The sequence below is a fragment of the Nostoc sp. genome, assembly GCF_036916985.1.
Lineage (GTDB): Bacteria > Cyanobacteriota > Cyanobacteriia > Cyanobacteriales > Nostocaceae > Nostoc.
Map to the genome: position 1 here is coordinate 47,285 of NZ_JBALFD010000027.1, position 23,030 is coordinate 70,314.

Genomic DNA, 23,030 nt, shown 5'->3' on the forward strand with positions numbered 1-23,030 from the left:
GCCTGTGGAAGCAGGCTTGTTATTTTGTGTAATCGTAGACCTCAGTTTGACATCACTATGAGCAGATAACAGGATATGAGATTGCAGTTACCTATATTCGTCTGCCCCAATATCATATCCACTACCACTAGGACGAGGAGTACCTTCAAAATCAGTTGTCAAACCACTCCAATAGTAACCTCTATTGATTGCTGGACTGCTCGATCTGATTCTAAAGTCACCACTTGAGGGATTCACAAACTGTGGATCTCCAACAACATCGTGAGTACCTCTCACAACGACCACGGCACCATTGGGGTAAAGATTGTAGTCATAGGTGACGTTGCTATTCATCACGTTGGTGTTCGCATTTTTGCCAGGAGAAGGATATATAATGTTGTTTAAAATCTTGATATCAGATGAATAACCACCATAAATATCCCCCTTCCTTGTAATCTCTGGACTTTGCTGATTCAAATATGCCGTGTTGTTGACAATATCGACATGCTCGCTTTCATGGGCATGAATACCCGAACCACCATTCCTGTAGCTAATATTGTTTGCAATTAAAGTCCGTCCTTTATATGCACCATTTGTACCACGTTTTGAAATATCTACAATAATGCCATTACCATCTGTGATAGTTCCACGTTGAATCCAGGGAACGTACATACGATTGTTGTAGACTCTGTTGTTGGTTATGAACATCTTGTATCCCTGGTTGCCGTCAGAATTCCAATTCTGTAAGAAGGAAATGCCGCTAGTACCATAGACAGTGTACCAGGAGTTATTATATACAGTGTTATTATCCACTCTCACATAATCAGCTCCGGCTATTGAAATACCAGCTCCTCCACAGTCATGCACTTTGTTGTTCAGAATATTTATGTGATGAACACCACCACCATTGCGTCCGTCAATGCTTATGCAGTTTCCGTTTGTAAGCACATTTGATGAGTTACTCTTCTGACTTAATGCATAACTAAGGGTGACATTGGCATTGTTTCCTACGACCTCTAACCCGCTGATCTCAATATATGCAACTCGCTTTGCAAACCCGATACCATTCCATGTATTGTGGCGAATTTTTGGAGAATGACCAGGATACGCTTTAAATTTAATCCAGGCATTTGCAGTTCCAGAACGACTAATACCTAGTACAGCCCCACGTCCGGGTGCATTCCTGTATTCCCCGTTCATAATCAGTACTGTGTCACCAGGTCTGGTAAGGTCTGCGGCCCTTTGAATTGTCTTAAAAGCGGATGAGGTAGTGCGTCCGCTATTTCTGTCATTTCCAGTACCACTCACATAGTATGTTGTCGCAGTTGAAACTTGGCTGATCAGCTTGCGGCTAGGTAATGGCATTTGCTGAACAGGGGATGACTGACGAACATCTTTAACTAAAGATTCTGTTATTTTCTGGCCTTGAACCAGACCTGTTAATGCCCAGGGAAGTACAAGAGATGCACTCAAACTGAGAAAACCTAAACCATGAATCATCATAGGGAAAAATAGGGTATGTTGCAAAAACTCAATTGTCAACGGTCAGTAACTCTAGCCTTAGTCAGTAACTCAGTATTGGATACGGTCGTGTAACTGCTATTTGTAAGTTTATACACGGTTTTCTAGGTTTACACCTGCGGATTTTCGCGTAAATATGGCTGAACTGCCTTTTTAGCTTGTGTTCCAAAAAAATTAAGTATCTAGTAAAAGTACTGAAAAAGAATTATCAGTATCCAGAGCTACTCTATTAATGGGCACTAAGCAACCGTACAAATAGCGTCATTTCCAATTGCACATCATTCTACTGTGTATACGCAGTATCTGTGGTTAAGATAGTATATCTGTCATCAATTAGTTAATTTACTTAAATAATTCTTATGATAATGAGAATCAAGAAATGCTAAAAAGTCAGTTATAGAGGAATTTTGTCGCTCATACCTTCTTAAATATTCTCATTATCATAATCAATCTGGGTATATATAACAAGGTTTGCAAAAGCCTATCAATGCACATTAAGAATTTTTAGTGAAACTCTTAGAGTCTACCAATTTGTCAATGAGTAATATTACTTGATTTCTTATAATGGGGATAGAAAATACAATTTTGGAAGAAGAGATGCATTCTCTGTGAGACGCTACGCATAGCAAGATCCCGTTCCGTAGAGAAGGGTATGGCGTAATACAGTTCAGATAAGCCCAAAACACTTGTAGAGACGGCGATTTATCGCGTCTAGAAAACCCGAAATTGTTGCCAGTAGCTCTTAACCCAAGCGTATTGGGGTATGGCGGCCTACACTACTATTAAGGGAAAGCCAGTTCTTAACTTTGCTCTTAATCTGCTTCTGTAGTCGAAACAGTGCGTAACTAGCTTGCCTATATTTAGTGAGTGCCTATTTTAGGCTAAAAGTTTTTTTGGAATAAGAGATACTTTGTATACCTTGCTTCTGTCTAAGAGTAGGTTCTAGGGGTCATTTATTCTTGCTTTCAAAAAGCAATACAAGAGTTAATTTAATGCTCCCACGATGAGTCTATAGTTATTTTCTATAGGTATTTAAATTAAATAAATCGTGAGAAAATACGGAGATAAAAATACTTATTGAGTAAGCTTTTTAGCTTTTTTCTCTCTCACGAATGATTAAGTAGGGCTATATTAACTCTTGACTATTGAGCTTTGATTCAAGGATAGTGCAACTTTAGGGACAAAGAGGGTTGACCAACGCCCCCAACTTGCATCTATATCTTAAACTAGAGTCCGAACAAATTCAGAAGATTAAGGACAATACCTAGAGGCCCAGTTATGGTGTTGATGGTATCACCAGTCTTAGCGGCACCAGATCGGTTAACTACTACAACATCATTATTGCGGAGTATCGGATTAGTTTGCTCATTAATCCCGGCGGAGAAATCCACTTTTACTATACGTTTAGTGACAGAACCATTAGGATTGAGGCGAATCAAATCGACAGCACTACTACTAGCTCTAGCATCATTAAATCCGCCAGCAGCGAGTATAGCTTGATTTAAAGAGCTATTTGGCTGAACATCTGTTAACCCTGGTCTTTTAACTTCGCCTACTACACCAACTTGAATGCGTGCAGGAGACAAAGTAGTTGTAGCTAATTGAGTAGCTTCTGCGGGGTTGATTTCAGTGGCCGTCGGAATAACAATTGTATCTCCGTCTTGTACAATGATGTCTTGATTGGCATCACCGCTTTGCAATAATTGCCAAAGATTTATATCTATAGCTTGTTCTGAGCCATTTCTTGTCGGTCGGCGTAGCCTGAGATGACGAACGTCAGCCTGTGCTGTAATTCCCCCAGCTAGTTGAATTACCCGCGTCACATTTGGTAGACCTGTAGGACTGGCAGTGGCAGTGCCAGCAGTTGCACCTGCCTGAGCCTGAGCATCTGTGTTGCCTGGAGTGACAAGATACGAACCGGGACGGTTAACTTCACCAATAATTGTTACTGTGCGGGGCGTGGTTTGGCTGGCGGCAAAGTTAGCTGCAAATAGATTGCGGGATTCTGCAATGTTGAAGTTGGTTGCTGTTGGCACAACTATGGTGTCTCCATCCCGCAAAGTAATATCCTGTGATGACGTGCCTGTTTGAATGAGTTCCTTCAAATTAACGGTGACGGTTTGCTCTGAGGAACGTCCTGTTTTACGCCGTAATTGAACTTGAGTGACATCCGCAGCTAAAGTCACTCCTTGCGCTGTTGTTAATGCGGCTAAAACTGTAGGGTATTGTACCCCTGGATTGTTGCCGGCGCCTCCACTCAAGCTCAGAGTGTAAGCTCCGGGACGTGTCACCTCTCCGGCAACGAAAATATTGATGGGACGAGGTGATAACAGATTAACTGAGATCAAGGGACGTTTGAGGAAGCGAGCATATCTTCTAGCAATTTCGTCAGAAGCTTGTTCAGTTGTTAGCCCAAGGACTGACACACTACCAATTAAAGGTAGGTTAATTGCTCCACCTGGGGGGACTTGGTATTCACCTGTATATTCAGGTACTTCAAATACATTTACACGGACGAGATCGCCACCACCTAATAAATAGTTAGTATCTATTTGTGTTTGTATGCTTGGTGATGGTGTAGTTGGTGGTAATGGTTGTCCCTGAGCGAGACTGGCAGATGACACAGCGGCATTGAAAGCAGTTAACAAAGCCATACCCACAGATGGCTTAATTATGAATTTAGACAAACTTTTGTTAAGCATATTTACCTGAGACTCTGAAACTACAATCAATAAAGTACTGTCTAAACATTTTTATCTTGACTATACCTAAGTATTCAAGTTCCCCAACACTCTTATTTTCCTAGAAAAGTGTGATTTTCCGGAATAAATTTGTTCATTGAATTTGAATTTTTAGTGAAGTTAACTTAAAGTTAATGCTGTTTGAATAGAGCAATTCTCAAAAAGTATAAAACTTACGCAACTAAAGCCAGTTTATAGAAACAATTATCTTTTCTCCAATCAAGCACTTACGAACAATATTTATTGCCATAAGTCAATTATATGACATTGAAACTGTGATTTTAAATCTACTATCAGTACCCAGGGAGTAGTAAAATTATGAATAACTTCATTAATTAAGTCCAAATAGACTTAGAAAGAGGTCGTAATTTTATTTTTTGTGGGTTGGATTGAGCAAAGATCAACTCAAAAAAGCAGAAATTTGGAGTTTAGTTCTTCAAGTCATCCGATAATTTAGTATTTGTCAACAAGACTAACTAATTAAGCGAGTCATTTTTTCTTTGGATTTGTTGAATAAAAAATTCTTCTAGAGAGTGACGCGACAAGTTCATGGCAATAATTTTGCCCTCCATAAGACGGAGACTAGCAAGAAAATCATAGTAATCATCTTGTAGTGTACCGTGCCAGGAACCATCAGGCTCAAAGATGAGAGTGGGTATCCATTTTTTGAGAATTTCCCAGTCCCCACCTTGACCTTTGATTTGATAGGTGTCTTTTCCGCCTAAGAGTTCATGGAGGGAACCAGAGCAAATGAGTTCACCTTGAGCGAGGATGGCAATGCGATCGCAAATCTGTTCTACTTCACTAAGAACATGACTATTAAAAAAAATTGTCTTACCAGCGGCTTTGAGTGCCAGAATAATTTCCCGCATTTGGTAGCGTCCCACCGGATCAAGCCCAGACATAGGTTCATCCAGAAAAACTAAATCTGGCTCGTTAATTAGCGCCTGTGCCATGCCAACACGCTGTAGCATTCCTTTGGAATAACGACGCAGGAGCTTTTTACGGGCATCAGCTTGAGATAAACCGACTAATTCCAGCAGTTGGGGAATGCGTTGGCGTTGGACACTTTGGGGAATTTGGAATAGCCCAGCGGCCAGCTGCAAAAATTCCCAGCCAGTGAGATAGTCATACAAATAGGGATTTTCCGGTAGATAGCCGATATATTGCTTAACAGTGCGATCGCCTATTGGCTTACCCAACAACGATCCCCGTCCAGAGGTGGGATGAATAATTCCCAGCAACAATTTTAAAAGGGTGGTTTTACCCGCACCATTTGGCCCTAGCAACCCAAAGGTTTCACCTTTGTAAACCGTTAAAGAACAGTTTTTGAGAGATACGACTTTTTGATTTAGCCAAAAACCAGTGCGATAGACTTTTCGCAACTCAGAAGTTAGGACTACTGGTGGAATGTCTATCGGATTAAGTTGAGAATTAGAGTCATCTGCAACAGACTTCATCTCGGTTAAATCACTATTTATCAGCTTAAGATTAATTAGAAGTTACCCGGTAGGCTGATAATAACCATCAACTGCTGGTGTGTCAATTTATTGGGGACTGGGGACTAGGGACTGGGGACTAGGGACTGGGGACTGGGGAATAGGGGGATGAGGGAGCAAGGGAGAAGAGTTTTCTCCTCCGCCCCCCGCACCCCGCCCCTCTGCCTCTTTTCAATGCCCATTTCATAAAACGCCCTTAGAACTGGGAATTACGCCAGCACGACGGGGGTCTATTTCTACAGCTAGCCGGGTTGCTCTTGCAAAGGCTTTAAATGTCGCTTCAATGATGTGGTGGGAATTAATACCATCCAGTTGCCGGATGTGCAATGTCATTTGGCTATGGTTGACTAAAGCTACAAAAAATTCTCGCACCAGTTGGGTATCATAGGTTCCTACCCGTTGAGTAGGAATTTGCAAGCCGTAGCTAAGGTGAGGTCGTCCAGAAAAGTCTAGCGCTACCTGAACTAAGGCTTCATCCAATGGTGCAAGAAAATTACCAAAGCGGACAATACCTTTTCTGTCGCCTAATGCTTGATTCAAAGCTTGGCCTAAAGTAATGCCTACATCTTCGTTGGTGTGATGGTCATCAATTTCCCAGTCTCCCTTGGCTTGGACATCTATATCAATCAGCCCGTGGGAGGCAATTTGATGCAACATGTGATCTAAAAACGGAATGCCTGTTGCTGCTTTGCAAGTTCCTCTACCATCCAGGTTGATGGTAACTTGGACATCAGTTTCACCAGTGGTACGGTGAACAGTGGCAATCCGAGGAGTTTCAGTTAAGCGATCGTAGTTTGAATTAAGTTGGCGATTGGTTGTTTGCATAAGTATTAGGGACTGGGGACTGGGGAATGGGGACTGGGGAATGAGGAATGGGGACTGGGGACTGAATTCTTCCCAATACCCAATACCCAATCCCCAGTCCCTAACTACATTCCCATAATTTCATATCCTGCATCTACATATAGAATTTGTCCGGTAATGCCGCTGGACAAATCACTACACAAGAAAGCCGCAGCGTTGCCGACTTCTAACTGAGTGACGGTGCGTCGTAGGGGAGCTACTTCTTCTACATGATGAATCATATCCAAAATCCCACCCACTGCTGAAGATGCCAAAGTGCGGATGGGGCCGGCGGAGATGGCATTCACACGGATATTTTGTGGTCCTAGTTCGGCAGCTAGGTAGCGCACACTCATTTCTAAACCCGCCTTGGCAATTCCCATGACGTTGTAGTTGGGGATTGCTCTGACACCACCTAAATATGTCAGGGTGACGATACTACCTCCCTCTGTCATCAAAGGTTTGGCTGCACCACTTAGCTGCACCAGCGAATAGGTACTGATTTCTAAGGCGGTGTTGAAGCCAGAACGAGAGGTTTGGCTAAAATCTCCAGTTAAATCGTCTTTGCTGGCAAAGGCTAGGCAATGGATAAGGATATCTAACTTTCCCCACTGTTCGCGGATTGTCTCAAAAGTAGATTTAATTTGGTCTTCATCTTGGACATTACAGGGAAGAAATAAGCTCGGGTTGAGAGGTTCTACCAATTCCGCAACTTTTTTCTCCATTTTGCCGCGTTCATCCGGCAGGTAGGTAATACCCAGATTTGCTCCAGCTTTGTGCAGTTGTTGGGCGATGCCCCAGGCGATCGAGCGGTTATTGGCAATACCTGTAACAAGGGCATTTTTTCCAGTCAGATTTAGCATATAAATTGTTAATGCGATCGATCATTAGGAGCATACTAGAATCTGAGGCTAATTTATCTTTGTTTTATACAGGATTTGTAAAAATGAATATTGGTAAGAGTGTTTGCTGCGTGTAAAAATCTTGATTTTTTATAAAGATATTCTCAAGATATCTTTATTTGTTCTTCAAAAAACCTTTTAAATACAGCTATTGGAACTACTTATCAACAATTAGTAGCTGAAAGGATCAACAATTATGTATCATTATAAACAAAGAGTTATGAAGAGATTAGTTGGAGTATAGGAAAGTACAGAAAGGTTGACGGTGCTTTATTCATTTTTCAGGTGTATTCTTAGGTAATGAGTTTTTGTTTTTCCGGCATTGGGTAGGGGAAGGGAGATGATCGTGACACAAGATAAAGCCCTAGCAAATGTTTTTCGTCAGATGGCGACCGGGGCGTTTCCGCCAGTTGTGGAAACGTTTGAACGCAATAAAACGATCTTTTTTCCTGGCGATCCTGCCGAACGAGTTTATTTTCTTTTGAAAGGTGCTGTTAAACTTTCCAGGGTGTACGAGGCAGGAGAGGAAATAACGGTAGCGCTGCTGCGAGAAAATAGTGTTTTTGGTGTATTGTCATTGCTGACAGGAAATAAATCGGATCGGTTTTACCATGCGGTTGCATTTACTCCTGTGGAATTACTGTCGGCACCAATTGAACAGGTAGAGGTAGCACTCAAGGAAAATCCCGAATTATCAATGTTAATGCTGCGAGGTCTGTCTTCGCGAATTTTACAAACGGAGATGATGATTGAAACTCTCGCTCACCGAGATATGGGTTCTCGGTTGGTGAGTTTTTTATTAATTCTTTGTCGAGATTTTGGCGTTCCTTGTGCAGATGGGATCACTATTGATTTGAAGTTATCTCATCAAGCGATCGCAGAAGCAATTGGTTCAACTCGTGTTACCGTTACCAGGCTACTGGGAGACTTGCGTGAGAAAAAGATGATTTCTATCCACAAAAAGAAGATTACTGTGCATAAACCTGTTACCTTAAGTAGGCAATTCACATAAAAACAATTGGAGGAAGGGGAGTCGGCGCGTGTTGTGTTTTGAAAAATGACACTAATAGCTAGAGGTAAATCTAAAATTGAATAATTTCAGCTATTGCCAATTTCCACTTCTTTCCAGACAATGCTTAAAAGTAGTAGGCTGTATCTGGAAGGATTTCGGTAGCTAAAGATGACCACCGGATACATCCTCATCGCTGCAATTTTAATTCTGGGAGGCGTAATTGCAACCGTGGGCGATCGCATCGGCACACGAGTTGGCAAAGCCCGCCTCTCACTTTTTAATCTACGTCCAAAAAATACCGCCGTACTGGTAACAATTTTTACGGGCGGCTTAATTTCCGCATCAACTTTAGGGATTTTATTTGCTGCCGACGAAGGCTTACGAAAGGGAGTCTTTGAGTTAGAGGATATTCAAACAGACCTCAGACAGAAGCGGGAACAGTTAAAAACCGCAGAAACTCAGAAAAGTCAGGTAGAGGGTGAGCTAAACCAAGCTAGAATTGCCCAAGCAAAGGCACAACAAGACTTGCAGGCAATTAATCAATCCTTGCAGGCGGCCAATGCCAAACAGAGGCAAACACAAGCCCAGCTGAACCGCACTATTAGTCAACAAGCTCAAACCCAAACTCAACTCCAACGCACTCAAGGTCAGCTAAATCAGGTTGTAACTCAGTACCAAAAAGCCATAGCTGAATTGCAAAGCGTTTATAACCAGAGAAAGGAGTTACAGGCGGCAGTTGAGTTACTGAAGACAGAACGTCAACGATTGTATGCGGAAGCGAAAAAAGCCATTGACGAAGCCAAAACAGCGATCGCAAAACGCGATCGCGAACTCGCTAACCGTCAAGAAGTTATAGAAGCGCGCGATCAAAAAATTTCTCAACTGGATCAACTAATTCAAAAGCGTAATGTCGAAATTACCGCGCGAGAGCAAGTGATTGCCAAACGGGAATCGCGCCTCAAAGAATTGGAAGCACAACAAGAGCAACTAGAACTAGAAGTTGCCAGGCTGGAAAAATATTATCAATCCTACCGCGACCTGCGTCTGGGTAAGCTAGCCTTAGTTCGTGGTCAAGTTCTGTCTGCTAGTGTAATTCGTGTTACCCAACCTGCTGCTGCTCGTCAGGCAGTGATACAACTTTTACAAGAAGCCAATCGCAACGCCAGCCTGGAATTAAGCGAGCCTGGTGCAAATCCGGCAAATGTCGAGCTACTGCGCGTTACTCAGGATAGGATTGAGCAATTAGGCAAACAGATTGGCGATGGTCAAGAATACGTGGTGCGAATTTTCTCGGCTGGTAATTACGTCAGAGGAGAAAAGCAGATAGAATTTTTTGCCGATACAGCCAGGAATCAACTAGTTTTTTCCGAAGGCGCGGTACTAGCCACGACTACTGCTGATTCCAAAACTATGACATCTTATCAGTTACAGCAGCGGCTAGAAATACTGATTTCTGCTTCCCAATTTCGTGCCCGTAACGTGGGAATTGTCGAAAATGTGCAAGTAGATGGGACTTTTCTACGCTTTATCACCCAATTAAGACAGTACAATCAACCATTGGAGATCAAGGCGATCGCGGCAGAGGACACTTATACAGCAGGGCCATTGAGAGTAAAATTAGTAGCAATAGTCAACGGAAAAATTATTTTTAGTACTTAAAAGAGAAGTCAGAATTCTTATTTTTAATTTCTTATGAATTTTCGTGAATTTTCACCAACGCAACCAGTGATTTTGGGGTTTGATCCAGGTCGAGATAAGTGTGGTTTAGCGGTGATGGGACTGGATCGGCAACTGTATTATCATGAGGTGGCGCTAGCAAAAGAAGCGATCGCTACCATTGAGACACTACGTCAAAAATTTCCCATTTCCTTAATGGTCATGGGCGATCAAACTACAGCCAAGCAGTGGAGGCAGCAACTATATCAGGAGTTGACAGAACCGCTGAGTATTATTTTAGTGGATGAGCGTTATACAACCCTAGAAGCACGCGATCGCTATTGGCAAATGTTTCCGCCCACAGGGCTAATAAAGCTATTGCCAAAGGGTCTGCGACAGCCACCAAGACCCATAGATGATATTGTTGCCATTCTTTTAATTGAAAGATACTTAAATCGCCTCACTGAATCAGCAGTCAATCAATTTTAGATTTGGAATTTTGGATTTTGGATTGAAAATCAATTTTAGATTTTAAATTTTAGATTGAAGAAAAAATCTAAAATCTAAAATCTAAAATCCAAAATTGAATGGCTTCTAACTTTTAAAGTTGCGCCCGAATAGTAAAAGCATAATCTCCTCCAGGCTCTAGCTGGTAATCTTGTTGCTCCAAAAATCGACCGAGAGGTTCTTTGATTAGGGCACGGCCTTGGGAAGGCTTGACAGCAAGTTCTCCTCGGCGAAAATGCCACTGGAAATGCCACTCAAACTCACCTGCACTCACTTCACCTTCAAGGAAACCGTGTTGCCAGGATTGGCGAGTAATTCTGACATGGGCAATGGTTTCTGGCAGACGTTTTGCACTCACAATGCTTTATGTCAACTGTGGAATAACAGCCGCTCATATAGGCTGGCTACTTATTTTATTTAACAAACATAGCTTAATTAGACAAACTGACAAAGTGGGTATTTGTAGTTGACTAAGTTGTGTTCATGAGCCAAACGACTTCAGGATACTGAAGTTGTTCATGAGCCAAACGACTTCAGGATACTGAAGTTGCGGCTATAACCTGGGCGGATTTTATAACCTAAGTTGGGGTTTATCAGGTTTCGGGTGGAGATGTCAAGCGATCGCGCACAAAAAATTAGAGGTTTCTGAGTTTTTGATATCTCCTGTGATGGTGCTGAGGCACTTAGAGCGGATAATTTTTTTAGTTTCTCAGGAATGAGAGTATCCTAGAAACTGCATATCTGATGCTCTTTTCATCAGTATATTGTGGGTTAATTGGAATTTCCTCGCCAGATTTCAGCATAATTACAGCTCGATAAACTTTGGAGGATTTATATTGCTGTTCTTGAATATCAAAACGCAGAATGCTTCCTAGAGGATGTTCAATAATTTGGTTGCCACGCAAACTTTTCCGTTCGATAAATACCTTATCGATACTCTTATAGAAAGTGCAGGTCGTTGCCGGCGATGTAGCAAAATAAGCAGCGATCGCCATTACAAATAATGTAAATAAACTTGAGAAAAATAGATAACTTTGCTGATTCTGCTGCACTAATAGAGAAACTTGCCCAGAGTTGATAAAATTATTGATTTTTAAAACAACTTCCTCATCCTCTTGATAGCTAATATGCGATAGCAGGGCAAATTCTCCAAATGGAGTCACAATTATAACTTGATAGCTTTTGCTCCCTTTACTACCAGTTTTTGTCAGGATGTATGCTTCCTGAAGATCAAATATTTTAAGTTTATCCATACTTCCCAGCAAATTAAACCGCTTCAATTCACAATTAATTTGGTTTGATGAAGGTCGAATGCAACTGAGACTAAGTGAAGCAGAATCAAAAACTAAGCAGTAAATGAAAAAGCTTAAAAAGATAATAAAAATAGACCATCCACTAAACCAATAGCTAAATGGTCGATGCTTTAGCTGTAATTTGGTATGGGTTTCCGCGACAATTTTCATCGATACGTGTGTATATAATACTTAACCCCTGAGTAGAGTATTCCCCTTGTTGCCCATTTAGCGATCACCAAGTATAAGTACTAGGGAGGATTTATGATGAATGCCTAACTGATGGATAATTGGGACAGAAAGCTATAGCTAAAAGCATGGAAACCAAACAGCTAGGAAAAACTGGTATCTTTGTGAGTGCGATCGGTTTGGGCGGTATGCCCATGTCAATTGCTAATCGCCCTCCCGAATCGCAATCAATCGAAGTTATTCATCGGGCGTTGGATTTGGGTATTACATTTATTGACACTGCCGATGCTTACTGCAAAGATGAGTCAGAGAAACATCACAATGAGCAATTAATTCATAAGGCACTTAGTAGTTATAAAGGCGATGTTAGTCAAGTACTTGTGGCAACGAAGGGCGGTTTGATGCGTCCCGATGGCAACTGGACAAGTAACGGCAACCCAGAACATTTACGCCAAACAATTCGCGTTAGTTTTGAGGCTTTGGGTGGTGCTAAACCCATCGATGTTTGGCAATACCATTCGCCCGATCCTAAATACACCATTGAAGAATCCCTTACACCAGTTAAAGAAGCAGTGGAGGCTGGTTTGATTCGCTTTGTGGGAGTTTCTAACTTTTCCGTTGAACAAATTAAGCGGGCGCGGGATGTGGTAGATATTGTCTCAGTGCAGAATCAATATAGTCCCTGGCAACGACAGCCAGAAAATGACGGCGTGTTGAAGTATTGCGAACAGCAAGGATTGACCTTTTTGCCTTGGAGTCCCTTTGGTGGTAGGCGTCGCCATCAGGACTTGCAAGATATTGCTGCGATCGCTCAGTTAGCGAAAGAAAAAGGCGTGTCGGTGTATAATATCGTTCTGGCGTGGTTGCGTTCCAAGTCACCAGCTATTTTGCCAATTCCCGGTGCTAGCAAGGTTTCCAGTATTGAAGACTCCGTACAAGCTCTCAATGTGAAACTATCTGATGAAGAAGTGCAAAAAATTGATCGGGCAACTTAATCATTCCACTAGTACAACACGGCGTAAATAAACCACCCATTCAAAATCAATGAAACGCTTACGCTGTATTAATTTTGAATTTTGAATTTTGTTAGCGCAGCGTAAAGCCTTCTCTACGAGAGGCTCCGCCAACGGCATGGCTTCTCTACGAGACGCTGCGCGAACGCTTAGAGCGAGTCTGCGTACTCTTTCAGAGAAGCAAGCTACGCTTTTAGCGTCTCGTAGAGAGCGTCATTTTGAATTCCGCCTTGCGGTACTAGCTAACGTAGATGTGTAGAAGTTGCCTAAGATTTTCGTGGCTTGTTTAGCTGTATAAACTCTTTGATTACCTGCACTCAGCGCATAAAAAAAGGCATGATCTTAGAAACACACCGCTTGCTAATGCGTGACTTTATAGAGACAGATTGGCAGGCGGTTTTTGCCTATCAATCAGATCCTTTGTACTTACGTTACACCTGTTGGACACACCGCACACAGAAGGATGTTTGCGAGTTTATCCAGATGTTTATTGATCAGCAAAAAGAGCAACCACGGACAAAGTTTCAGTTAGCTATTATCCTCAAAGAAGAAAATCAGCTTATTGGCAATTGTGGTATCCGTGTAAATGACCCAGAAATGCGGGAAGCAAATATCGGCTATGAACTAAATACTCAATATTGGGGACAAGGTTATGCAACAGAAGCAGCATACGCCATTTTAAAGTTCGGCTTTGAAGAACTGGGAATGTATCGGATCTGGTCTTGGTGTGTTGCAGAGAATCTTGCTTCTATAAAAGTATTAGAAAAAATTGGTATGCGTCGTGAAGGTCATCTGCGAGAAAAAGAGTTAATGAAAGGTAGATGGTACGACAACTTTCTTTACGCTATCCTTGACCACGAATGGAAAGCAAACTAATACTGCTTCTATGAGCTACCTCAGAGACAATATATTAACAATTCAAAATTAAAGACATTTCAGACGGGGATTTAAATCCCGACTGAAATGGTTGCTATATGTAGATGTAGGGGTCTTAAACCCTTGAATTGATCCACTGATAACAGCATAGAGTTTTGCTGGTAAGCGATCGCCTTCATGGAGAATAATCTCTCTTTTGCGATAGCTTTGCACGGCTGCAAAGCTATCTTCTCTGCTGTTTCTAAACCCGCAAACACGATAATTTGCGAAAGTTGTTCCAGGGATGCCTGCATGATTAGCCCGATATTACCAAGGCTGGACGATGATGAATCCAAGGGTTAGCCGCTTCTAGTTGTGCTGCTAGGCTGATAATTGTGGCTTCAGCGGCAGGTTTACCAATTAGCTGCACACTCATGGGTAAACCATTATTGTCAAAGCCTACAGGAATTGCGATCGCAGGTTGTCCAGTTGCATTTGCAGGGGGACAAGGGGCAACCCACTCAATAATATTTTGGAATGTCTCTTCTGGACTCAGCGAAGCCCATTCCCCCACGCGGATGGGTGAATGTAGATAAACCGGCAATACTAGCACATCCACGGTATCGAAAAACGCCACAATCTGCCGTGCCACTACCTGCATTTGAGAAACTGCTTGGAGGTAATGGGCAACGGAACCTGTGCGTGCAAATAGCCAGCGATTCAATGGTTGCAAGGCTTCAACCGGAAGTCCCGCCGCCGCTACCCCAGCTTGCCAAACGATTTGAAAAGGTTCAACTAAAGCACTGAAATCTGGGGATTTTTGTTCAACGTGGTGGCCGAGTTGTTCTAATAACTGGACGGTTTGGCGGACACCTTGCTGACAGTTAGCGTCAGCTTCTCCCAAAGGAGAAATGCTAGTGTCAAAGGCAATTCGCAAAGCACCAGGTTTTGTCTGAGTGGCGGCGAGAAATGATGGTTCGGGATCTGGCAACCAGTAAGGATCGCCTGTGACATAGCCAGAGATGGCATCCAAAAGAGCCGCAGCATCAGCGACAGTCCGGGCGATGGGGCCGTTGACGGCAATTCCAGCCAGGCGTTCGCCTACGGGTGCTTTACTCACTCTGCCCCTAGATGGTTTGAGTCCCACCAAACCACAACAAGCCGCAGGCCCCCGAATCGAACCACCGCCATCAGAACCTTGAGCGATCGCACACAATGCCGCTGCTACCGCCGCCGCTGCGCCACCACTGGAACCGCCAGGGGTGTATTCTAAATTCCACGGATTTCTCGCTGGGGGGAAACCCGCAGGTTCACTGTATGGAAATGAACCTAATTCGGAAGTGGCTGTTTTACCGAGAATAGTAAATCCAGCTTGCTTAATCCTTGTCACAACCCCATCATCATAGTTAGGAATATTATTCAGTAATGCCGGATTTCCATAAGTACAGGTAACACCTGCTACAGCATTGAGGTCTTTAATGGAAATCGGCACGCCAAAAAATGGCGGTAATTCTGAGGTAGTTGTCAATAATTCGGTTTTGGCTTTGGCATCTGCGATCGCTAATTCTGCTGTCACCGTAAAATAACTTCCTAATTGAGGATTTAACTGCCCAATCCGTTCTAAATATATTTCTACCAACTCTAGCGGTGATACTTCTCGGCGACGAATTAATTGCGCCAACTCTAGTGCTGGGGTAAATGCTAAATCAACTTCATTCATAGGTTAGTGAATGGGTAATTTTGTCTTTCTCTGGGATTTTTAAACTGAAATTGTTACTTTAGCAGGATTTAGGGGAATTATACATTTTATAGCTACCTAAGATTTGCACTCAACTAGGATGCTCAGATGCAACAGGCGTGGTTATATTCTTACTCAAGCCATTTTAATTGTTTCGCTTGAAGAAGAATTCAGGAGTCAGAATCAAGACGCGACTCGAAAATACTCGTTACCGCTGCGCTATCAGTAGTGGTTCTGAATCCCCGACTGATTGAAGACCACCAAATTTAAAATTTGGTGGGGATATTAAACCCGATTATTCATCCGCCAGTCGCACAGAATTCATTCTGAATTCTGACTACTGACTCCTGAATTCTGTTCGATAAACTTTCGACAAATCCCTAAGGGGTATTTATGGCTAACCTAGAAATACTTGTTAGTGAATTGCCAACACTAATTCAGAGTCTAAAACTGACTATTGGCGATTCTAATCAAATCATGGAACAAATTATCATAATTAATAATGCTCAAGAAAAACTACGTAATATTAAAAAAATAATCGCTCAGGAATTGCAGTTTGATCACCTGAAAAATTCTGCGATCGCAACACTTCCTCGATTAATTACAGTAGCTACTTTGTTTATACCTCGTCTGGGATTAGTAGATCCAGTTATAATAGAAAAATTTGGGAACTCAGAAACTAAAATTTCATTGACTGATTTACAATCAAAAATTGATAGTTGGATTGAATGGGGTTATTTTTTGCAAGCAATAGCGGCTGATATTCTCAGTGAAGTTAAATTAGTAAATCAACTAAATTCTGATATTATTCATCCAAGTATACCTAGTGAATTTAAAACAATTGCTGAAAGTTTAAATATTAGCTTAGATGTGAAAAAATCTAATATTTTACAACATCAAATTCAACAGATTGGCAATTGCAAAAAACAACTATTACAGTTAAAAGAAAAATTAAATTATATTTTTGATACTATTAAGAATAGTCGTAGTTTATTAAATATTTTATTAGGCGTATCAGCTTTTTATGGTAAATCTGGCTTCGCTTTAGAGTGGTTAGATGACGACCACGAATTAATTATATCGAGTGAAGGTAAATTCCAAGAATTGACAGATATCCTGAATGATTGTGATTTTTTTCAAGAACAAATTTCTACCTTAATAATTCAGGGTGACACTTTAATAGAACAGTCGGAACAAGCCCTAAAAAATATAGAGCAAAAAATTAATAAAGAACCAATTGTTAGCCAGAAAGTAGAAATAGCTCCAAAGTTTTCAACGCCAAAAATAGTGCGTTCAGCTTTGCTTATAGCCTCAAGTTTATTAATCTTGGGTTTTTGTGGTTGGAAAATTCAAGAGCAAAGTTCAAAATTGCAGCAGATGAGTCCAAATTTAACTCAAGAAGGAAGTGCGTTCGTCGCAGACGATGGCGGAGCCATCGCTAACTTTAAATCTGCTCAAAAACTTGGCATGGAGGCTGCTTCTCTGGTTCAAAAGCCACCGCATCCTCTAAAAGTCTGGCAACAAGCACAAAACAAATGGCATCAGGCAATCATCTTGTTAGATAGCATTCCTCACAAGACATCAGTTTATGACCAAGCAAAGAAGAAATTGGCTTACTATCAGATTAACTATAAATCTATCAGTCAAAGAGTGTTAATTGAAAAGAAAGCCTTAGCAAACTTAGAGTCAGCCCAAAAACTAGCAATAGAAGCTAATTTATTTGTCACAGATTCACCTCATTCACAACTAAGTCGGCAACAAGCACAAGATAAATGGCAGCAAGCAATAAATTTATTAAAAGCGATTCCAGAGAGTACTTTTGTCTCTGTACAGGCTAAAGAAATGCTTCCTATTTATAAAACTAATTATGCAGCTATCAGTCAAATATACCAGTACTAAATCATTCATTAAAAATTAGATCCCCGACTTCTTAAAGAAGTCGGGGATCTGGACAGCGCGAATTTTCACAAATCAGATAACAATTACACCTTAGAACGGTCAGTCAAAATCTCATAACCTGTCTCTGTCACCAAAACTGTATGCTCAAACTGAGCCGACAAAGAATTATCCATAGTGACTGCTGTCCAACGGTCAGATAATGTCCGTGTGTGTCTGGAACCTGCATTTAAAATTGGCTCAATTGCCAGCGTCATCCCCGCACGGAGTTTAACATTTGGCATCTCACGGGTACGATAGTTAAATACTGAAGGTTCTTCATGCAGATTACGACCGACACCGTGTCCAGTGAACTCTTCGACTATACTAAAGCCGTTAGCTTTCACATGGTCTTCAATTGCTCCAGCTAAGTCAAGCAGGTATACACCAGCCTTAACCTGTTCAATGCCCTTATATAAAGCTTCTTCTGCTACCCGAATTAATTTCGCAGCTTCTTGTGTCACTTCACCAACAGCAATTGAAATGCAAGAATCACCATGAAAACCTTGGTAATAAGCGCCCGTATCTACTTTTAATACATCACCAACGCGAATCACTTTTTTGGGACTAGGAATACCGTGTACTGCTTCATTATTAATACTGGAACAAATAGAACCGGGAAAACCGTGATATCCTTTAAAGCTCGGTGTCGCACCCATTTCACGGATGCGTTTTTCGGCATAAGTATCCAAATCAGCCGTTGTCATTCCTGGCTTTACTAGCTCGGCAATTTCTTTTAAGACAGTTGCCACAATTATCGCTGATTGCCGCATGATTTCAATTTCACGCGGCGATTTAATTTCAATTCCTCGGCGCTGTTTTTTTGCAGTTGCAGGCTGAGTTGTTTGAGAAAGTAAGTTACTGAAAATGTTCATAGGAAATTAATAATTACTGGTGGCTTTACTGCTAAAGTATCAATGCTTTCTCTAGATTCCTTGAGAAATAATATCTATAATTTAAGTTATTTTAGTCCCTGATAGGGATTCTTCCAGCTTAGGCGCTAATGTATATAGAATAACACATTCGCATACTCCCAATGTGTTGGAGTTGCATCAAAAGCGCCCTAAGTTATTTTTCACTGCACACTACGAAATTTAGCTAAATTATATTTAATTGAAACATTAGACTGCTGCCAAATACTGAGGCTAATAATTTTTATTTTTTAATTCTTGATGGCAATCTCTCCAGTCATACCGGCTTCTGTATGTCCCGGTATTGTACAACGTAAGCCATAATTACCAGATTTTAGAGGCACAAATACCCATTCTGCCTCCGCACCTGGCTTGAGTTCTAGTTCGTGAATGGCTCCTTTGATTTCTACTTTGCCTGCTTGGACTTTTTGTGTCCAGATCCCATCGGCAAAATCTTTAGCAGTAAAATAGTGTTTCAGCTGGCTGGGATTAGTAAGCGTTAGTTGATAGCGTTTGCCCGCTAGGAATTCCAGATGATTTGGTTCAAACTTCAGTTCGTTAGCCGAATTACCCAAGCTAATTGTAATTTCTGTAGCTGGTTGCTTGAGCAAATCGCCAGACAAATTTGCCGCCATTGCTGGAGTAGCAACGATGAAATTTAATCCCAAAAGCAACGTAAATATCACGTAGCTACGCCGTAATATTTGTAGCCAAGTAGTAGCGGCAAAAGTAAGAGATGTAATTACAATTTGGGATAAATGGTTGTAAATTTTCATCGGTAGTTCTCAAAAGGCAATGGTGATGAGTAGAAACAATTAATTAATAGATATTCTTCATTATCCATGCCCAGTGCCCCATTCCCAATGCCTATTTTCACCTAATGTTTTTCTCTGCTAATACAGATGGGCCAGCAGTAACAACCACGATTTTATCTGGGTGGAGTAACTCACGAGCCGCTTGATTAACTTGGTCAAGAATGACTTTCTGAATTTTATCAGTGAAGGAGTGCAATTCTACTTTATCTAGTCCATACACCTCATTCATCAGAATTCTATCTGTTAATTCTTCTGGGTTGGCCAGAGAAACGTTGTAGTTGCTGATGAGAGTGCGTTTAGCTGTTTCGACTTCCAGGGTGGTAACGCCTTGTTGATGGATTTGCTGTAGAATTTCGCGGCTACTAGCGATCGCTTTACTGCTATCTTCAGGACTAGTTTGCATTTCTATCAAAAAAGTGCCCGCGTTCTTCCCGGCTTGGAAGTAGCTATAAATTCCATAGCTCAAACCTTGGCGATCGCGCACTTCTGCCCCCAGTCTACTAGATAAGGTATCGCCTCCCAAAATCTGGTTCAATACTAAGGCGGCATGAAACCGAGGATCGTAACGGTTAATACCTGTGTAACCCATATATGTAACAGCTTGGGTTTTATCTGGTAAAACCGGGTTGACACTCACTATTTTCTCCGGCATTGATACCGTGGGATATTTTAATATAGGTGCTTGGCCACTAACTTCCCAGTCTCCAAACTCATTTTTAATCAGCGATCGCACTTTGTCTAGATCAAAATCTCCCACCAGCGCTAACACTGTCGTATCTGGACGATAATGTTTAGCTTTAAAATCAATCACATCCTGACGCTGAATCTGTTGTAAACTCTCCTCTGTGGGAAAGGTATGTAAGGGATGTTTTTTCGGGTAAATTGACTGAACAAATATCCTTCTGGCTACTTCTGATGGCTCATCTAATTCCAATTGCAAATCGGTTAAAGTTTGTTGGCGATGCAGTTCCAATTCTTTGACTGGAAAGGTACTATTTTTCACAACATCTGCCAATACTTCTAGGAGTATCGGTAAATCCTCTGCTAAACTATCGCCCTCAATATGCACACCTTCTCGGTGGGTTTGAAAGTCTAAACTCGCCCCTCTTTCTGCCAAAACTTTGGCAATATTTAAAACATCCTTGTTCTTAGTGCCATTTAGCAAGTTCTCTGCTACAAAAGCAGCCAATCCAGCTTTATTGTCTGGATCAAATTCCGTCCCGGCTTGAATGTGGCCGCTTAGGGTAACGGTGGGAGTACTACGATCAGGTAACAGTAATATCCGCAATCCGTTAGTAAATTTAAATTCCTGTGGTAATACTTGAGCAATTGCATCTGTAGCCAAATCCACAGGTGGTAAGTATTTCATCACCTCAGAAGGAAGCACAGGTGCTAGAGGAGAGAAATTTTCTGTAGTTTGGGCTGAGTCTGGTTTGTCGCCAACTTCTGTTATTAGTTTCTGAGTTGGTTCAAAAAAGCCTACTGTCCGCGCTTCTTTTGTGAGGTATTTGTTAATTACATTCACAACATCTGTCGGCCTCACCAACCGGACAGCTGCCAAATAGCGGTCTGTGTAGCGATAATCACCAGCAGTTGTCTCATCAGTGCCCAATCGCATGGCTTGAGAGGTGATATCACGGTTACTCAAAATTACATCTGCGATTAATTGGGTTTTGGCTTGTTCAACTTCCTCAGATGTTACGCCTTTTTCTGCTACATTAGCGATCGCACTACTCAACATTGAGTCAATTTTTTTCAAATCTTGTTTAGAACCAGCCGTCACCAACACCTCATACCAGCCAGATTCTCGCAAACTGGTAACGGATGCCGTAACTTCACTCGCTAAACCTGATTCCACTAATGCCTGATAAAGTCTAGAATTCCTTCCCTCAGTCAAGATGTAATCCATCACATCCAACGCAGGTACATCCGGTTGATTTGCATCTGGTAGCGGATACACAACTTGTAACAGTCGCCCTACTCCCGGTTCTCGCAATACTATGGGAGTGCCGAGTGCTGAGTGCTGAGTGTTGAGTGCTGAGTGCTGAGTAGTGAGTGCTGAGTAATGAGTGCTGAGTGATGGAGAAATAGCTCCTGCCCCCTGCCCCCTGCTCCCTGCTCCCTGCCCCCTGCCTCCTGCCTCCTGCCCCCTGGGTATTTTGCCAAACGTCTCTTTAATTGTTTCTAGAGTGTTTGCAGTTTGAAAATCTCCCACAATTACTAAGACGGCATTATCGGGATTGTAAAAATTGCGGTAATATTTCTCTACCTGCTCAACTTCAAATTTCTCGACATCAGCTTTGCTACCGCCTACAGGCAAACCGTAAGGATGATGGGGAAATACTGCTTGCATGACGGCGCGGTTAAGGCGATATTCTGGACTATTTTCGTAACCTTGCAACTCGGAAATTACTACCCGCTTTTCACTCGCTAGTTGCTCTGGCTCAATCTGGGAATTTTGCATTCTGTCGGCTTCTAGCACTAAAAGCGCTTTTAGCTTGTTTCGTTCCACAGTACCGTAATATGCCGTTTGGTCATAGCTGGTAAAAGCATTGGAATCACTACCTAAAGCACTAAACAAACGTCCAAATTGAATCGGACGATTTCGAGTGCCTTTAAACATCATGTGTTCCAACTGGTGGGCAATGCCATTCACGCCCGGTTCTTCGTTACGTGAGCCAACCTTGTACCACACCTGCACCGTCACCACTGGCGCAGTATGTACTTCCTTTGTCAGGACAGTTAGACCATTTTCTAGCACTGTCTTGCGGACATTTTCTGTCAGTGTTGAGGGCATTATTCTTTTTACTAGCAAGGTTGACTGATATTTTTCTTTATTAGAGATAACTGAATGTTGGCCATGAGCAGGTTGATCGCTCAATAACAAAACTGCTAGTAGCCATAAGCTTAAAATTAATAACGGCAAAGGATATCTATAAAATTTGGAAAATCCATATATGTATCTAGAAGATATATCTGTAAAATAAGCTACATATTTTTTTGAGTGACTACAGTTTTACCTGGTAAAAAAATCTTTTACCTCAGCAACAATACAGAAAAATAATATATTAACAATAAAGGTAATAAAAAGCTAAATTATGGTAATTTTGCTAAAACCCGAATGAATTCCAGAGGTAAGCCATCGGTATCAGCGATGAAAGCTACTTCGTAAATGCGATCGCCTATTTGCTGTTGTGTCGGTTCTAAAAGTATCTTCAATGGTTGTAATTCTTGGGTTTGACTCTCAGCAGCAAGTAATACACGCGTTTGTAAATTTGTCAACCAGCTAGGTAAATCTGGTGTAATGTCAGTTAAATCGAACGAGAGATGATAATACCCCACATAATGCTCATCATTAAAGGTATCTGGGGCTGGCTTGGGTTCGGGAATTTGGATTAGTTCAATTCTGCCGCCCAATCCTTCCATCCAGCAAGCTAGGGTGTAGCCTGTGGTAAAGCGTTCCGAGATTGTAAACCCTAAATATTCGTAGAAAGCGATCGCTCGATGAATATTCGCAGTCCGAATAGAAGCGTGGTGCATAAGAAAGTAGTGCTGAGTGCTGAGTAACGAGTGCTGAGTAAAGAGTGCTGAGTAAGACTTTACAAGAGAAGACAGAGGACAG

General features: G+C 41.7%; 19 protein-coding genes. 6 read left to right on the plus strand and 13 right to left on the minus strand.

From position 1 onward, the window contains the following. Positions 1-87: 87 nt before the first annotated feature. The 5 genes from V7L07_RS10410 to fabI form a co-directional block, all read right to left on the minus strand. A complete protein-coding gene (locus V7L07_RS10410) occupies positions 88-1,482 on the minus strand; it encodes a choice-of-anchor Q domain-containing protein (protein ID WP_335057485.1) in 1,395 nt (464 codons plus the stop codon). A gap of 1,244 nt (positions 1,483-2,726) precedes the next feature. Then, positions 2,727-4,202: an SLBB domain-containing protein gene (locus V7L07_RS10415; protein WP_335057487.1), complete on the minus strand. Its 1,476-nt coding sequence runs from the start codon at positions 4,200-4,202 to the stop codon at positions 2,727-2,729. Between the two features lie 515 nt (positions 4,203-4,717). Beyond that, positions 4,718-5,701: an ABC transporter ATP-binding protein gene (locus V7L07_RS10420; RefSeq protein WP_335057489.1), complete on the minus strand. Its 984-nt coding sequence runs from the start codon at positions 5,699-5,701 to the stop codon at positions 4,718-4,720. Positions 5,702-5,923: 222 nt separating this feature from the next. Next, on the minus strand, positions 5,924-6,565 hold the full coding sequence (gene hisB / locus V7L07_RS10425) for an imidazoleglycerol-phosphate dehydratase HisB (protein ID WP_335057491.1): 642 nt from the start codon (positions 6,563-6,565) through the stop codon (positions 5,924-5,926). Between the two features lie 104 nt (positions 6,566-6,669). Continuing rightward, a complete protein-coding gene (gene fabI / locus V7L07_RS10430; RefSeq protein ID WP_094347372.1) occupies positions 6,670-7,446 on the minus strand; it encodes an enoyl-ACP reductase FabI in 777 nt (258 codons plus the stop codon). 379 nt (positions 7,447-7,825) lie between these two features. Here fabI and ntcA point away from each other — a divergent pair, with 379 nt between their 5' ends. From ntcA to V7L07_RS10445, 3 genes are all read left to right on the plus strand, one after another. Next, positions 7,826-8,497, plus strand: a complete 672-nt coding sequence (gene ntcA, locus V7L07_RS10435) for a global nitrogen regulator NtcA (protein WP_292854711.1) — start codon at positions 7,826-7,828, stop codon at positions 8,495-8,497. Positions 8,498-8,665: 168 nt separating this feature from the next. Next, positions 8,666-10,156, plus strand: coding sequence for a DUF3084 domain-containing protein (locus V7L07_RS10440; protein WP_335057493.1), 1,491 nt, complete (start codon positions 8,666-8,668; stop codon positions 10,154-10,156). A 33-nt stretch (positions 10,157-10,189) separates the two neighbouring features. Further along, a complete protein-coding gene (locus tag V7L07_RS10445; protein WP_334697721.1) occupies positions 10,190-10,642 on the plus strand; it encodes a resolvase in 453 nt (150 codons plus the stop codon). A gap of 112 nt (positions 10,643-10,754) precedes the next feature. On the opposite strand, the gene V7L07_RS10450 is transcribed toward V7L07_RS10445, so the two are convergent. Both V7L07_RS10450 and V7L07_RS10455 read right to left on the minus strand, forming a co-directional pair. Beyond that, entirely contained in the window at positions 10,755-11,018 is a 264-nt protein-coding gene (locus V7L07_RS10450; protein WP_179067550.1) for a DUF3146 family protein, read from the minus strand. Between the two features lie 343 nt (positions 11,019-11,361). After that, positions 11,362-11,913 carry a hypothetical protein gene (locus V7L07_RS10455; protein WP_335057495.1) on the minus strand — a complete coding sequence of 184 codons (552 nt, stop codon included), beginning with the start codon at positions 11,911-11,913 and terminating at the stop codon, positions 11,362-11,364. 356 nt (positions 11,914-12,269) lie between these two features. Here V7L07_RS10455 and V7L07_RS10460 point away from each other — a divergent pair, with 356 nt between their 5' ends. Further along, the gene (locus V7L07_RS10460) at positions 12,270-13,136 is read left to right on the plus strand and encodes an aldo/keto reductase (protein WP_335057497.1); all 867 of its coding nucleotides are present in this window, start codon (positions 12,270-12,272) and stop codon (positions 13,134-13,136) included. Positions 13,137-13,490: 354 nt separating this feature from the next. Continuing rightward, the gene (locus V7L07_RS10465; RefSeq protein WP_335057500.1) at positions 13,491-14,030 is read left to right on the plus strand and encodes a GNAT family N-acetyltransferase; all 540 of its coding nucleotides are present in this window, start codon (positions 13,491-13,493) and stop codon (positions 14,028-14,030) included. A 71-nt stretch (positions 14,031-14,101) separates the two neighbouring features. Here the strand turns inward: V7L07_RS10465 and V7L07_RS10470 are convergent, their stop codons facing one another. Both V7L07_RS10470 and V7L07_RS10475 read right to left on the minus strand, forming a co-directional pair. Continuing rightward, positions 14,102-14,323 carry a hypothetical protein gene (locus tag V7L07_RS10470; RefSeq protein ID WP_335057502.1) on the minus strand — a complete coding sequence of 74 codons (222 nt, stop codon included), beginning with the start codon at positions 14,321-14,323 and terminating at the stop codon, positions 14,102-14,104. A gap of 2 nt (positions 14,324-14,325) precedes the next feature. After that, positions 14,326-15,729, minus strand: coding sequence for an amidase (locus V7L07_RS10475; protein WP_335057504.1), 1,404 nt, complete (start codon positions 15,727-15,729; stop codon positions 14,326-14,328). Positions 15,730-16,140: 411 nt separating this feature from the next. Here V7L07_RS10475 and V7L07_RS10480 point away from each other — a divergent pair, with 411 nt between their 5' ends. Beyond that, entirely contained in the window at positions 16,141-17,646 is a 1,506-nt protein-coding gene (locus V7L07_RS10480; RefSeq protein ID WP_335057506.1) for a hypothetical protein, read from the plus strand. Between the two features lie 83 nt (positions 17,647-17,729). Here V7L07_RS10480 and map read toward each other — a convergent pair whose 3' ends face one another. The 4 genes from map to V7L07_RS10500 form a co-directional block, all read right to left on the minus strand. Next, positions 17,730-18,557: a type I methionyl aminopeptidase gene (map, locus tag V7L07_RS10485; protein WP_334983560.1), complete on the minus strand. Its 828-nt coding sequence runs from the start codon at positions 18,555-18,557 to the stop codon at positions 17,730-17,732. Between the two features lie 287 nt (positions 18,558-18,844). Next, a complete protein-coding gene (locus tag V7L07_RS10490) occupies positions 18,845-19,369 on the minus strand; it encodes a plastocyanin/azurin family copper-binding protein (protein ID WP_335057508.1) in 525 nt (174 codons plus the stop codon). A gap of 97 nt (positions 19,370-19,466) precedes the next feature. Further along, positions 19,467-22,367, minus strand: a complete 2,901-nt coding sequence (locus V7L07_RS10495) for a M16 family metallopeptidase (protein WP_335057900.1) — start codon at positions 22,365-22,367, stop codon at positions 19,467-19,469. Positions 22,368-22,504: 137 nt separating this feature from the next. After that, the gene (locus tag V7L07_RS10500) at positions 22,505-22,948 is read right to left on the minus strand and encodes a VOC family protein (RefSeq protein ID WP_335057510.1); all 444 of its coding nucleotides are present in this window, start codon (positions 22,946-22,948) and stop codon (positions 22,505-22,507) included. Positions 22,949-23,030 lie beyond the last annotated feature (82 nt).